The organism is Labilibaculum manganireducens (assembly GCF_963665805.2).
Classification (GTDB): domain Bacteria; phylum Bacteroidota; class Bacteroidia; order Bacteroidales; family Marinifilaceae; genus Labilibaculum; species Labilibaculum manganireducens.
This window is the reverse complement of the sequence record NZ_CAXXEE010000003.1, coordinates 1,586,212-1,600,158: the sequence shown is the minus strand read 5'-3', so window position 1 is coordinate 1,600,158 and position 13,947 is coordinate 1,586,212. Positions and strand designations below refer to the sequence as shown.

The following is a 13,947-nucleotide window of genomic DNA, read 5'->3' as shown; positions in this document are numbered from 1 at the left end:
TTATGGACGCATTGTTTGAATTCTTATTTCGGGCATCGGTGAGTATGGCAGTTTTATTCACCTTGTATTGGTTGCAATTGAGAAATTCAACTCATTTTAAAGCCAACCGTTACTTTTTACTGATCAGCCTGATGATCTCGGTTATTGTTGCACTTGTACCTATTCATTATCAGGTAACAGTGCAAACATCGGCAAAAGAAACATTCAACGAATTCAGTGGTGTTTTTAATAACAATATTTCAAGTGAAACTACAGATACTAACTTGAATAGCAACATATCTATTTCAAGTATTTTGCATCTGATTTACTTTACAGGAATGGCAATTGTGCTGCTAAGAATAGTAATTCAGTGCAGAAAGCCATTGCAAATTATAACCAAATCAACACCTAAAAAAATCAATAATTGTTTGATTTATGAGAATGAGATTTACAATACTCCTTTCTCATTTTTCAACCGCATATTAATCAATCCTAAATATTTTAAACAAGACGAAATCAACGACATTTTAACTCATGAAAAAGTGCACATTCAAGAGCGTCATTGGATCGATCTGTTCATTATAGAGCTGTTAACAGTGTTTTTCTGGTTCAATCCATTTATATGGTTATTTGAACGAGCAATAAAACAAAACCATGAATACCTGGCTGACGAAGGTGTATTAACCCGGGGCCATTCACCTGTCAGGTATCAGGCATTATTAATTAACCAGCTAATGGGCACTCAGGTAATTGGATTAGCCAATCACTTTAGTTCTGCCCAAGGCCCAACCCGATTTAAAATGATGACGAAAGAGAAAACAGCGAAACGCAAATTGTTTCGAATGGTATGGGGAATTCCTGTACTGGCTATTCTTCTGGTGGCTTTTGCCGAACCAGAATACAAAACTACAGCACCTGATCCTGTAACAGAAAATATTTCTGCAATTCCGATTAATGAAGAGACCATTAAAGTTCATGGATCTGTTCGGAATGAAGATGGAACTGTGCTTACAGGTGCTTCAGTAATTATAAAAGGAACAACAACAGGTGCTGTTGCTGATAAAAAAGGAATGTTTGAACTGAATGTACCCAAATCTGCAAAAAGTGAAATTGTTGTTTCGTATGTAGGCTATAAAACGGCCGTAATGAAAGTAAATCCACAATTGAAAGAACAAACTTTTAATCTCCAACTGGAGAAAGAAGTCATTGGTATTAATATTAACACCAATGCGTTGTCTTCAGACGGAGATGTACCTCCACCTCCAACAGCTCCTGAAGAATTTTCAAAATCGGATGAACCTGTTTTTATTGTTGTAGAAGATATGCCACAATACAATCAAGGATTTTACGGATTAGAAAGGTACGTGCAAAAACAAAAGAACAAACTGAAAAATGAACTCTTTTTTGAGGGCAAAAAACTTGAAGGGAAAGCAACTGTTGGTTTTACCATAAATGAAAAAGGGGAAGTAATCAATATTCAGATCCTTACCAAAAGCAACAATATAGCTGCAAAAGCTGCCACAAAAATTGCAGGCGAAATGGAAAATTGGAAACCTGGATCACAACGAGGAAAGGCTGTTCCTGTCAATTTTGCGATGGAATTAGAATTTTAAAAAACAAATAAAGTTGAAAAGAGATGCCAAATGGTGTCTCTTTTTGTTTTGTCACTGGACGTTTTACCATTGCATGTAGTCCGGCTGAAACTTTTTTACACTGGAAAATTTGAGAGAAAAGAGGTGCCGATAATTAATGGTAAATTAAACACAGGTCAAGATTTAGAAAGAATCTGTAGCTATTCAAGGTAAAATTCCTTGTCGCGCTGAAACACCTAAATTGATTGAATTACACGATAGAATTAGAGGTGAAAATATCAATATTTTATGCCATCGGTTCCGTCAACCCGCCGTACCTATTGGGCAGTTCCTGCCACTCGAACGCTTAGTTGCTGTGTGCCGTTTTTACTTGTCTTTATTAATCGCTGAATATATGTCAAGGCTTATGTATTTTCCATTTTTAACTTCACAATCTTTCATTGTACCTTCAAATACAAAATCAAACTTTTTCAGACCGTTCTTACAATTCTTATTTTCCGAATCTACAAATCCTTCAATTCTGTGGAGTCCTAAAGTTTTAAATCCAAAATCGCATATTACAGGCATAACTTCTTTCATAATTCCTTTTCCCCAGTTTTCAGGTAAAAGCCAAAAGCCGATTTCAGCCTTACGATTTTCCTTCTCCAAACCATTTAATCCACCCGCTCCAATGAAAGTTAGGTCTTCTTTATTACAAATTGCCCACCATATTCCTGTCTCGTTTTTTTCTAAATCACTAAACCAAGTTATTTGTTCTTTAGTCGCTTCCAAAGTATCAAAGCTTATCCCATAGTATTTAATAACGTCAGGATCTGACAAACCTTTATAAACGCTTTCTAAGTCCTCATGATTAAACTGTCTTAATACAAATCTATCAGTTGTCAACACTGGGAAATCGGAAATTGCAGATGATTCCTTTTTCTTGTCCCAGTCCTTTTTTGTTATTGCATAAACCATATCGTCAACCCATTTTCCATTAATGAATAAGCTTTTAATAAAATGAGCTTCCTTGCGAAAACCAATTCTTTCAACAAGTTTTATTGAATTTGTGTTTGCTGGGTCAATGGAAGTTATAATCCGATGTTTTATCAAATCGTTAAATAAATAATCAATTACGGATTCAACGGATTCTGTTGCATAACCCTTGCTTTGGTAAAGCTTATTCAGCGTACAACCAATCTCGACCTGTAAATTTTCTTCTCCGAAAAAGTGTATACCTAAATCTCCGATTATTTTTTTTGAATTTTTCTCTACAATTACAAATTGAAACCAAGTCTCGGGTTCATTTATTTGTTTCGCAACTTTTTCAATAAAAGTCTCAACATCATTTATTGTCTCAGGAATCCAACCTTGATATTTATTTGTCTCTTTATCTGAGCGATATTCAAATACTGATTCTATATCGGTTTGTGATATTGGTCTTATTAAAAGTCTATTTGTTTCTATTTTCATTCCTTATCATCTATCTGTTGTAACGTTCGCTCAAATGGCACACAACGGTAAATTGTATGAGTAGTGGCAGATTGCGGGCTTCTTTCCTGTCAAACCGCTACGCAGTTTGAGCGGGCAACAAAAGCTGATATTTTGCACTTCCCCTGCCATTACTTATACAAAATGTTGTGTGTAGTTTTTCTTAATTCTCTCAATTCAAGTTCTATTTTATCATAAATTGTTTCGCATGCATCTAAATAATTATCATGCACTTGATTCTTTTCCAATCCAAATATATTTAGAGCTTTAGTCAACTTTTCATCTGATTTGGTTCCTCCTTTATGAGAATCCAATTGCCTAAGGTTATTAATTGCATTTAAATGTTTAATCAACTCCATCTCTACTAGTTCATTTTCTAGTAATCGATTATTTATCTCAGCAGAGTCTTGATTAAGATTTAAACCTGTTTCTTCAGATATCCGAATATAGTTCAATATGATATTTAAAAGTTTAATACTACGGATAACTTCATCTGGATTTCTCTTGAATTTGTTTAAATCAATACCAAAAATATCAGATGCAATATATCTAAGTTTTCTTTCTACCAGATTTTCAACTAAGAAATGATGAAGTTTCTTAACACGAAACAAAAAGTCTTGCTTATCTAATTTATGACGTAAATGATGTGTTATCGGTTTGATAGTTTCTTCTGTGTACCAGCCATAATATTTTAGCTTTTTCTTATCTAACCTAATTAACTCATCGGTTTTTAGATTGGTTTCGAAATAATTGAAAATTAGCTGAGATAGGCATTCTGCAAAATCTATGTATTTAAAAACTAATCTTTCAGCCTTGTCAACAATATTTTCTTTATCGAAATCAACTGCCGATTTGTTAACTGCAAATTTATTCCAATGAGCAATTACATCCGTTGGAGTACCTTCATATAGTTTAAATAATTCAAGTTGAATATGATTCCTACCTACTCGTGAAGCTCTAGAAACTGACCATTGATTCATATATCCAACTCCACCTGATGGATAAACTTCATATTTTTCGTCTTTCTCATAAATATCTAAAACTTCATCTGATACAAATACATAGTCAAAGTGCTTGGCATTTTTTCTAGAAATAGGTTCTGTGTATCCTGGCCAGTTAAAGACTTTCTCTTTTTTATCCCATTTACTAAATGGAACTTTATCGCCAAGATTTATTTGTCGGTATCCAGTTACCTCAGTAAATATTTTATTCTCTGATATTTTGTTAATTCTAAAATGGTTATACTTTGTTGTCCTTTCAAAATATCCATTTTCCCCTAATAATCCTTCGAGTTCTTGATTACATTCTAATATCCTAGTCTCACAATAAACCTGTATCAAGGATTTCTTCGTTAATTTTAAATAATCCTGTAAATAATCCTTTCTAATCTGAACATAGCTTTGCGAATAATTCGGGAAGTCATAAACAGATTTAGGAATTAGTGTAACAATATCCATTAAAGGTCTGCTAAGGTCATCCCAGTGAATCGTTTTCTCTGTTAATCTTGGTGTTAATCCATATGTTTGAAGAAACATTGGGTCTGGTTGAAAGGTAATATTATTAGCTGATTCCCAAGAATAGACAAACGGGCTGACATTTTCTAAACCTTCATGATTAGAAATGAAAACAGAAGACCTTCCTTTATATTCGTAATCCTCATCATATATCGGATGTACAGAACTATCTGTTGCATGATTAATTTCCTTCGGATTTATAAATTTGATTAACTCAGGATTTATTAACAAGCTTTGATAATCTCTTGAAGATTGAATTCCTCCTTTTAATTCATGAGTTACAAGTTCACTTACAAACAAATAATCTCCCTTTATAGGACTAAATTCCTTTACATCGTCAAATATTTTAGGATACCAATTTTCCATATAAAAGCTACACTGTATCAGGGTTCGGTTAAATTACACACAACGGCAGTCTGTCTAATAACCTAAACTAACTTGCTTAGATTCTCCTATTTATTCATTTTTACAGACTACTTATATAAATCACTGTCAAGCTTTGCTTTTTAGACAGTCTGACGGTTTATGTAAGTGGAGTGCGGGATTAAAAGCGGTGAGCTTTCAAAACCGCACGGAGCCAATTCGTTTATTCATATTTTCATTTTTTCCGTCAATCGTCAAAGACGAATTGGCGGTGTTGCAACGAAGGACTGCGGTTACAAAAACCGCTGAAACCCGCATTACATTTACATTTTGTTGAACGAAACCTAAAGGTAGCTAAAGAACCCATTTACTTACCTTTAGATAGTATTTAATTTAAAATTCGTATTATGAAAAAAAAGCACCTTAATCGAACGGGCATGTAATTCATGCGATGAATTTAACAATATTTATTGTAAGATGAAACGCTCTATTGAGCTTTCTGGTAAAAGTTTGAGTACGCTTACTAATTATGCTCGCTGTTTGGCTACATTAACACTTCATTTTAACTGTTCACCTCTCGATTTAGATGCTGAACAAGTACTAGATTACCTTCATTATCTGCAATCGAAAAAGAAAACACCTTCATCGTCTTATTTTAAGCATACACTTTATGGTTTGCGTTTTGTTTACAAACTTTACGATAAAGCCCCCATACTGCATAAATTACCATCCTTAAAAAAAGTTCACAAACTTCCGGTAGTACTGAGTGTTCCAGAGATAAAACGCTTAATAGAAACACCTAAATTACTAAAACATAGAATGCTGATTGCCTTAATGTATGGCTGTGGATTGAGGCGATCGGAACTACTCAATATAAAAATTCCAGATGTGGATTTGGATCGTAAAATGCTACACATCAAAGAAGGCAAAGGGCGAAAAGATCGTTATGTGCCATTGGGTGACAACTTATCTTATGCACTTAAAAAATACATAGCTATTCTTCGTCCATACATCTGGCTGTTTAATGGGAATGGACCCGATGGAACAGTTCAACATTTTTCAGCAAATGGTGTGAGGTGGATTATTAATGAAGCTCGTAAGAAATCGGGAATCAAAAAACAGATCAGTTCCCATATTCTTCGTCATACTTACGCGACTCATCTTCTGGAAATGGGAACTGATATTATGACACTTAAAGATCTGTTGGGACATACCGATATTAAAACCACCATGCTTTATCTTCACATCTGCAATCTGGATAAGCATAAAGCCTTTTCACCTATGGATAGAATCTATAAGATGAAATAGCGATGAAAGCTAAGTATGAAGTGGCTGATATCTTAAGAAGAAATCACCATAAGTTAGAACAGAAGGTTCCCAATCGGTGGAAACTAAGAACGCTTTATGCCATCGAAATTTGTAGAACTGCAACTTTGGGCGGACATATCGATCAGTGTTTGAACTCAGATTGTAAGGGGATACATATTAGCTATAACTCTTGTAGAAATCGTCATTGTCCCAAATGTCAGGGACACAAACGTCAGCAGTGGATACTCGCACGCGAAAATGAATTGATCAATGTATCTTACTATCATCTAGTTTTTACCTTGCCATCAGAGCTAAACAAACTAACATTTGCCAATCAGAAAACAGTCTATTCCATTCTTTTTAAAACCGCTTGGAGTGTAGTTAAAGACTTTGCAGCCAATCCTAAATTTATAGGAGGGAGAACGGGGATGATTAGTATTCTTCATACTTGGGGGCAAAATATGTCCTTTCATCCACATCTACACTGCATTGTTCCTGGTGGTGGGATTAATCGTAATAAAAAATGGAAAGTGGCTAAGGGAAAGGATAAATATTTGTTTCCTGTAAAAGCTATGAGTAAAGTTTTTCGGGCACGTTTTACCCGGCAAATCAGATTGCATTTTAATCTCACACCAGAGATCTACAAACAATTGTTTCAGAAAAAGTGGGTGGTGTACTGCAAACGGCCTTTCTTTGGCTCCAAACAAGTGGTAGAATACCTTGGCCGATACACCCACAAAGTTGCCATTAGCAACCACAGACTGATAGATATAGCAGAAGGGAAAGTAACTTTTATGGCCAAAGATTACCGGCAGGGAGGAAAAAAACATCTGGTAAGCTTACAGGATGGAGAATTTATTCGAAGATTCTCCTTACATATTTTGCCAAAGGGGTTTACACGCATTCGTCATTACGGCATACTTTCTAGTTCGCTAAAACAAGAAATACTGCCCATTTTGCACGAGAAATTGGGCTCGATTACTATTTGCCTAGAACAAAAAAGTAAACATCGAATTTGTCCAACTTGTAAAAAAGGAGAACTCATCACTATCCGGTATTTTGATAATCGAGGCCCTCCGAAAAACATCAAAGCTCTTGATACATCAATTATTCAGGCTATTGTAAAAATAAAGTCTTAACAAAAGGCTACTGCCATAGCTATGTGCCATTGTCAACTATTCTAAATCTAAAACACAAAAAAAGCTGTAGACGGATCTACAACTTTCTATTATTCTTTGAAATTACTGCATTTAAAAATCTTTCCATATTAAATTCCCTTTCTAAAAAGGTTTTCACTTACACCATTCCCCATAAGAGTCAGAATTCTGTCATCGGTTACGTCAACCCACCGTTCATGCTGGGCAGTTCCTGCCACACGAACGCTTAGTTGTTACAAGCTGGCTTTTATTCATTTTAGTCCAATTAATTCATTTTTATAACCCCAAACTTGTCCATGTTTTGGATTACCAATATTTGACATTTTATCAACAAAAAACACTTCACTTTCATTTTTTGTCAATATTTCCATTGTTGAAGATTTTAAAATTTGATATTCATTGTAAAGACCACTTGGATGATTACCCCATGCGATAATCACTTTTTTGTGTTTTCCACAAAAGTCATTTATTGTCATTAAGTTTTCTTTGTCAATAATCTCATCTTTGATGACTTGTAATTTGTCAGAATACGTTTCGTAATTCGTTATAAGATTTAGGAATATTACGTTACCTATATTTTTCAATTCCAAAAATCTACTCTGATTACGATGAATGTAATTACAAACATTGAATACAGTTTTATCAGATATTTCTTTTGTTGCTCTACTTGGGTTTTTGAGAATAACTAAAATACTTTCATCCTTTTCTTTGTCAATCTCTACATTAAGCCAGTACCTTTTCTTTTCATCATTCTTTAAAGTTACTTTGCTCACAAAGTCAGGATATTTATAAACAGGTTTTCTCATTTTTCTTTCATTAGATTGCTAAGTTCTTTCATTGATTGCATAGCTTGTTCTCTTCTGCAAGGTGTTCCTGGCATTGGAAACACGAAAACTTTTGCTTTAAAGTACTTGTCAAGTTTGGCATTAAAACCGTAATTCGATTTTTCATTAATCCCATAGTTTAATCGGATAATATTATCAAGTACTTTTTTGTATACAAATACGATAACTCTTGGTTCGAATTTTTCAATTAGGTTCAATATCCTTGTAAATCCTTGTTTGTATTCATAATCTGAAGGTTCATTTCCATAACTCCTTGGGATTTTAACAATATCAGTAATTCCATAGTTATTGGATAATAAATATTCATCTGCAAATTGACCATATGGAATATTAAGAATATCAAATTCAGAAAGTTTATTCCAAAACATCGTTCCTTGTCTTCCTTGAAAATAATGTCCAATTTCTACACTTGATGGAGCTGGTGTCTTTGCTATAAATAATATTTCAAGACTTCCATTGTCTGGTAAAATATCGGAAAGTGTATTATGTTTTTTTCCTTCTATTTCTATTTCAATTCTATAATGTCCCATTAATGCGGTCTTTTTTTAAGCTTGTTGGTAACGCATACGCAAAGTACAATGTACTTTATCCCACCTATCTGTTAGTCTGCGTAAGCTACTGTTATTTATTTTGTTATCTGCTAAAATTACATCTAACAGACTCTTGTTTTTTGCAAGAGATTATACACCCTTCCACGAAAAAGGAAATGATTGAGGGATTTAATCTCCATACCTTTTTTTAATCGATGCATAAATTTAATTATTTAGAACAAAACAGGGCTGCTTATTATATCCAAAACCCTTTTTAATTAATATAAATAAGCATTTACACATCAGCAAGAAGGTAAAGTGTTTAAATTTTGTGCCGGCAAGTAGTCTTTTTCTACGAACAAGTATCCGTTTTTCTTCTGCAGGTAAATGTTTTTTGTATTCCTGTTGTCTTTACTCCTATCCTGTTCAACTTTGGGAGTGTTAAAAGCTACCAGCAGGGCAATACGCTTAACTCGTATGCCAAAAAACAGTACTCGCATCAAGTAAAACAGTACTCGGATGACCTAAAACTTTACTTACCTGGCCTACAAAGCTACCGAGACAAAAAAAAACTCCACTTTGGTGGAGTTTTTACTTGTGGTACTGCATTAAGCATTTACTTCTGCGGCATCTTCCTGTTTTTTGGAAGCGTTTTTCTTTCGCCAGTAATCACTGCTGTATCCACTCAGGCGTTCGGGATTTTTCCAGAACAGGAATTTCCCCGCAGCACGAATCTCATCAAGCTGTTCTTTTAAGTAAGAATAGGCTTTATCGCGCAGCAGCTTCGATTCATCGCCTGTTTGTTTACTGCCGTTGGCAATTGCCAGATAATCGGCCATATCAGACGATAAAGCCGCCGCCAGATCTAATTTTGCAAGATCAAAATGAATTGCAGTAAGCAGGTCTTCATTGTTCTTACCCAACACGGCTAAGTCATTTAAATCCTGAATCATATCGGCGTGACCGTTGCCCTCTGCAATTAAATTTACATGAGCCAACAGCTTTTCGTTTGCACGAAATGCGTACCGAAATGTATGAATCAATTCATCGCGCAAATTGTAAGCGGCAGGCGAAGCTTCGTTCCACATGTTTTGAGCTTCGGTTCCCAATTTCTGATTAGTAATCCAAAGAGACTGCGCCTCGCGGCAAGCCCCCGAACGAACATTAAGTTCGGCCAGACTATCGGCAGTTATGTTTACACTTTCTAATTGCGGCAGATCCACTTTAGCCCAATGATACAAGTTTTCGGCTTCCTGCACTGCATACATTACAGGTACCCGAATAACAACGATCCTTTCGGCAGGAAATGCCTCAATAATTTCTCTGTTAGCAGCCAAATAATTAGCATTGCTCATATTTTACCAGTTTTAAAATAAAAGTTTAAAAGATAAATTAATCAAACTCCCTTAACAGGAAGCAAATGAGAGAACAATCTGTTTTAATGAATCAGCCCGCAAAGCAATCCATTTTCAATCGACAGATTTTACGCCTTACATTGTAACAAGAGACTATTTCTCTTATTTTTTGTTATGTTTCGGCTAAGCAGGTTTAAAGCTAATAAAAACAGATCATAATTGAATGTTAAAAAATCTTAAAATAAAATTGCACTTCCGATATAAAACCAAATATCAAAAACAGATGCCTTACATCCACGAAGGGGAACCGAAAACAAATTGATTGGCTAAAGCCGGATAGCAAGAGATAAGTCTGAACTTTCTTTTTATCTTTATCGGGAAGCTAAAAAGGAAGCAAAATGAGCAAAACACGATGCAAATGGGCTGGCGACGATCCATTGTACTGCGAATATCACGACAGTGAATGGGGAGCACCCCTGCACGATGACAGAATGTTGTTTGAATTTCTGATTTTGGAAGGAGCACAGGCTGGTTTAAGCTGGATTACCATTCTGCGCAAACGGGAAAACTACCGCAAAGCTTTCGATCATTTCGATGCAAATGTAATTGCGAATTACACTCCCGAAAAAGTAGATGAATTGCTCCAAAACGAAGGGATAATCCGAAATAAACTCAAGATAAATTCTGCCATTAAAAATGCGAAGGCATTTCTCGAAGTTCAGAAAGAATTCGGTTCTTTCGACCAATACATTTGGAGCTTTACCGATGGAAAAACCATTCAGAATCATTGGACAAGCATGTCGGAAGTTCCTGCCTCTACGCCCGAATCGGAAGCTATGAGCAAAGACCTGAAAAAAAGAGGGTTCAAATTTGTTGGCCCCACCATTTGTTATGCCTTTATGCAGGCAACGGGTATGGTAAACGATCATACTACGGATTGCTTTCGATACAAATCGGTTTAAAAAGAATTGCCCCTGACCGAAGTGAGGGGCAATTCTTTTTAAAAACTAACTTATGCTCCAAAATTAATTGGTACGGTATACGATACATTTACTGCTTTTCCTCTTTGTTTTCCTGGCTTCCATTTTAAAGAACTATTAACAATCTCCAATGCTTTTGCATCCACGTCTTTATCACCTGTCCCTCTTACAACATGAGCATTTGCAACCAATCCTTCTTTTGTTACCAAGAAGGTAATAAAGCATCTCTTGCCAATTATATAGCCGGCATCCAATTTAGACACTTCACCGGCAAAGAACTCTTTTAATTTTAAAGCTCCCCCAGGATACTCCGGCATTTCCTCAACAATTACAAAAACAGGCTCATCATTATAACTAAATTCTTCTTTTTTAGACTCAATCTTTGAATCCAAATTTGTTTTTCGATTCTGCTCTACTTCTTTCTTCTTATCATCTTTTAAACTAAAATTAATGGGTACAGTATAAGATACATTAACTGCCTCGCCCTTTTCATACCCTGGCGTCCATTTCGGAATTGAATTCATCACACGAAGTGCTTCGGCATCCAAAGAAGGATCGACACCACGAACAACATGGGCTTGAATTACATCACCCTCTTTGTTCACAACAAAAGTCACGAAAACTCTTCCGCTGATGCCTTTTTCCCGTGCATCTTTTGGATATCTCACCGATTCGGCAATGTATTTTTGTAAGGCAAGTGACCCGCCAGGATATTGCGGCATCTTTTCAACTGTAACGTAAACATCTTCGCCATTGTACTTTTCCTTTTCCTTTATCTTTTCCTTTTTAGGCACGTCTACAATAATTTGGCCTTGATCATCTTTCAAATCAAAATTAATCGGAAGTGTGTAGGTAACATTCACAGATTGCCCATCTTTGCTTCCTGGAATCCAATCAGGTAAGGCTTTAATCACACGAATTGCTTCAGCATCCAATGAAGGTGAGACACTTTTTGCGGTGCGAACACTATCAACAGCTCCTAATTTATTTATAATAAATGTCACAAAAACTCTACCCTTTTCTCCTTTTTTCTGAGCTTCTTCAGGATACTTTACCATTCTGGCTATAAATTTCTGTAATTCCAAATCCCCTCCTGGAAATTGAGGAGCAACACCATCCATTTGGCTGCGATTTGCCCTTCCATCAACACTTGTTTCATCTATCTTCTCATCATCCTTAAAACTAAAATTAATTGGCACGGTATAAGAAACGCTTACGGCTTCTCCCTTTTCATAACCTGGCGTCCATTTCGGAATTGAATTCATCACCCGGAGTGCTTCAGCATCCAAAGAGGCATCTACACCACGAACAACATGAGCTTGATCTACTTTCCCTTCTTTATTTACAACAAAAGTGACGAAAACTCTTCCGCTGATGCCTTTTTCAAATGCATCTTTTGGATATCTCACCGATTCGGCAATGTATTTTTGTAAGGCAAGTGACCCGCCAGGATATTGTGGCATTTTATCAACAGTCACATATACTTTTTCACCATTCTTATCCGCACTAAACTTATGCTCAACCTTCTTTTCCTGAGCTTGTACCTCTACTATTTGCAGGTTGAATAACATTACAGCACACACTACCGGGATAACAATCAATAATTTATAGCGCCTATTTAGCGGGCTTTTTTCTTTCGACATCATAATCATACGTTTTTTAGTGATGGAATAGTTAAAGTTATTGGCTAAGCCCAAAACCTCAGTTCCCATAATCTGGTTCATTAAAATTGCCTGATATTGTCCGATGTTAAAGCCACGCGCTATTACTCCATCATCAGCCAAAAGTTCATGCGTTTGTTTTACCGCAACCTGATAAAGCCATACAAAAGGGTTGAACCAAAATACAATGGTCAACAGTTCAACAAACAGCAGATCGATCCAATGCTTTTGCTGAGCATGTACTTTTTCATGCGCAAATATATTATTCAGAGACTTGTCGCTAAACTCCTCCCTGTTCATTACAATGTATCCGAAAAAGGTAAAAGCAGGTATGGATTGATCCAAAAGAATTACCTTTTGTTCATCAATAATTTGATATTCTCCGGCTTTTATAATTTGTCTTATTTGAAGAACCTTTAAAACACTTCTAACAAATAGAACGGTACACACAGTCAGATAAATTAAAAGCAATAACGATTCCAAGGAAATTATCGATTTGGCCTGCTGAATTGCCTCTCCAGAAAGTGAATCAACAAATAAATCTCCCATCGCATTATTTACAAAGACTGATTCTACAGTAATCGAGTAAGAAAACTTTAGAAGGGGCAGAATTAAAGCTAACAAAGCACTTCCCAACAGGTAAAAGCGAATCTCTGCGAAGAATCGTTCATTTCGCAATACCAAAATGTAAATCAGATAAAACAAAATCAGAACAGCCGATGACTGTAGTAAGTAATCCGTCATTGCTCCCATCACTTCTCTTTGTTTATTTCACGTTTAGCAATCTCAATCATCTCTTCCAATTCCTGAATGCTTAACTTATTATCTTTAGCAAAAAAAGAAGCCATTCTAGAAAATGAACCGTTAAAATAATTTGTCACCAATGCTCCTGCTTTAAAGCCAGAATAGTCTTCTTTAGGTATCTTAACAGAGAACACATGAGATTTTCCCTGAGCGATTTTATTCACAAATCCTTTTTTCTCTAAGGCATTCATTACAGTCGCAACCGTTGTATAAGCAGGTTTGGGATCCGGAAAACAAGCTATTGCATCTCTTACGTTAGTTTCTTTTAAATCCCACACAATTTGCATTACCTGTTCTTCTGCTTTGGTCAACTCCTTCATATCAATATTTACTTTTAGATTAATCTACTACAAACTTAGTACTAATTTTTTAGTAGACAAATTTTATTA

At 35.6% G+C, this 13,947-nt stretch carries 11 protein-coding genes; 4 read left to right on the top strand and 7 right to left on the bottom strand.

The window, feature by feature from the left end; all coding sequences use genetic code 11:
• The first annotated feature begins 2 nt into the window (after nt 1-2).
• Nucleotides 3-1,592, top strand: a complete 1,590-nt coding sequence (locus ACHZAX_RS06065; RefSeq protein WP_320018414.1) for a M56 family metallopeptidase — start codon at nt 3-5, stop codon at nt 1,590-1,592.
• Nucleotides 1,593-1,937: 345 nt separating this feature from the next.
• Here the strand turns inward: ACHZAX_RS06065 and ACHZAX_RS06060 are convergent, their stop codons facing one another.
• Together ACHZAX_RS06060 and ACHZAX_RS06055 are read right to left on the bottom strand one after the other, a co-directional pair.
• A complete protein-coding gene (locus tag ACHZAX_RS06060; protein ID WP_320018413.1) occupies nt 1,938-3,023 on the bottom strand; it encodes a GNAT family N-acetyltransferase in 1,086 nt (361 codons plus the stop codon).
• Nucleotides 3,024-3,172: 149 nt separating this feature from the next.
• Nucleotides 3,173-4,921: a hypothetical protein gene (locus ACHZAX_RS06055; protein ID WP_320018412.1), complete on the bottom strand. Its 1,749-nt coding sequence runs from the start codon at nt 4,919-4,921 to the stop codon at nt 3,173-3,175.
• A gap of 474 nt (nt 4,922-5,395) precedes the next feature.
• Between ACHZAX_RS06055 and ACHZAX_RS06050 the strand changes: the two genes are divergently transcribed.
• Nucleotides 5,396-6,226, top strand: a complete 831-nt coding sequence (locus ACHZAX_RS06050; RefSeq protein WP_320017809.1) for a tyrosine-type recombinase/integrase — start codon at nt 5,396-5,398, stop codon at nt 6,224-6,226.
• Between the two features lie 2 nt (nt 6,227-6,228).
• The gene (locus tag ACHZAX_RS06045) at nt 6,229-7,365 is read left to right on the top strand and encodes an IS91 family transposase (protein ID WP_320018411.1); all 1,137 of its coding nucleotides are present in this window, start codon (nt 6,229-6,231) and stop codon (nt 7,363-7,365) included.
• A 269-nt stretch (nt 7,366-7,634) separates the two neighbouring features.
• Here the strand turns inward: ACHZAX_RS06045 and ACHZAX_RS06040 are convergent, their stop codons facing one another.
• The 3 genes from ACHZAX_RS06040 to ACHZAX_RS06030 all read right to left on the bottom strand — a co-directional run bounded on the left by ACHZAX_RS06040 (nt 7,635) and on the right by ACHZAX_RS06030 (nt 10,113).
• Complete coding sequence (locus tag ACHZAX_RS06040) at nt 7,635-8,189, bottom strand: DUF1643 domain-containing protein (protein WP_320018410.1); 555 nt, start codon at nt 8,187-8,189, stop codon at nt 7,635-7,637.
• On the bottom strand, nt 8,186-8,758 hold the full coding sequence (locus tag ACHZAX_RS06035) for a uracil-DNA glycosylase family protein (protein WP_320018409.1): 573 nt from the start codon (nt 8,756-8,758) through the stop codon (nt 8,186-8,188). Before ACHZAX_RS06035 ends, ACHZAX_RS06040 begins: the two co-directional genes overlap by 4 nt.
• Nucleotides 8,759-9,366: 608 nt before the next feature.
• The gene (locus ACHZAX_RS06030; protein ID WP_320018408.1) at nt 9,367-10,113 is read right to left on the bottom strand and encodes a hypothetical protein; all 747 of its coding nucleotides are present in this window, start codon (nt 10,111-10,113) and stop codon (nt 9,367-9,369) included.
• Between the two features lie 398 nt (nt 10,114-10,511).
• Here ACHZAX_RS06030 and ACHZAX_RS06025 point away from each other — a divergent pair, with 398 nt between their 5' ends.
• Complete coding sequence (locus ACHZAX_RS06025; protein ID WP_320018407.1) at nt 10,512-11,075, top strand: DNA-3-methyladenine glycosylase I; 564 nt, start codon at nt 10,512-10,514, stop codon at nt 11,073-11,075.
• A gap of 50 nt (nt 11,076-11,125) precedes the next feature.
• On the opposite strand, the gene ACHZAX_RS06020 is transcribed toward ACHZAX_RS06025, so the two are convergent.
• Together ACHZAX_RS06020 and ACHZAX_RS06015 are read right to left on the bottom strand one after the other, a co-directional pair.
• Nucleotides 11,126-13,507 carry a M56 family metallopeptidase gene (locus tag ACHZAX_RS06020; RefSeq protein ID WP_320018406.1) on the bottom strand — a complete coding sequence of 794 codons (2,382 nt, stop codon included), beginning with the start codon at nt 13,505-13,507 and terminating at the stop codon, nt 11,126-11,128.
• Entirely contained in the window at nt 13,507-13,845 is a 339-nt protein-coding gene (locus ACHZAX_RS06015; RefSeq protein WP_394698301.1) for a BlaI/MecI/CopY family transcriptional regulator, read from the bottom strand. The genes ACHZAX_RS06020 and ACHZAX_RS06015 overlap by 1 nt, the downstream gene beginning before the upstream one ends.
• Nucleotides 13,846-13,947: the final 102 nt, after the last annotated feature.

Coding starts and splice junctions, on each gene's coding strand:
- ACHZAX_RS06050 (WP_320017809.1), top strand. CDS start 5,396: ATGAAACGCTCTATTGAGCTTTCTGGTAAAAGTTTGAGTACGCTTACT.
- ACHZAX_RS06035 (WP_320018409.1), bottom strand. CDS start 8,758: ATGGGACATTATAGAATTGAAATAGAAATAGAAGGAAAAAAACATAAT.
- ACHZAX_RS06040 (WP_320018410.1), bottom strand. CDS start 8,189: ATGAGAAAACCTGTTTATAAATATCCTGACTTTGTGAGCAAAGTAACT.
- ACHZAX_RS06025 (WP_320018407.1), top strand. CDS start 10,512: ATGAGCAAAACACGATGCAAATGGGCTGGCGACGATCCATTGTACTGC.
- ACHZAX_RS06015 (WP_394698301.1), bottom strand. CDS start 13,845: ATGCAAATTGTGTGGGATTTAAAAGAAACTAACGTAAGAGATGCAATA.
- ACHZAX_RS06045 (WP_320018411.1), top strand. CDS start 6,229: ATGAAAGCTAAGTATGAAGTGGCTGATATCTTAAGAAGAAATCACCAT.
- ACHZAX_RS06060 (WP_320018413.1), bottom strand. CDS start 3,023: ATGAAAATAGAAACAAATAGACTTTTAATAAGACCAATATCACAAACC.
- ACHZAX_RS06065 (WP_320018414.1), top strand. CDS start 3: ATGGACGCATTGTTTGAATTCTTATTTCGGGCATCGGTGAGTATGGCA.
- ACHZAX_RS06030 (WP_320018408.1), bottom strand. CDS start 10,113: ATGAGCAATGCTAATTATTTGGCTGCTAACAGAGAAATTATTGAGGCA.
- ACHZAX_RS06020 (WP_320018406.1), bottom strand. CDS start 13,507: ATGGGAGCAATGACGGATTACTTACTACAGTCATCGGCTGTTCTGATT.
- ACHZAX_RS06055 (WP_320018412.1), bottom strand. CDS start 4,921: ATGGAAAATTGGTATCCTAAAATATTTGACGATGTAAAGGAATTTAGT.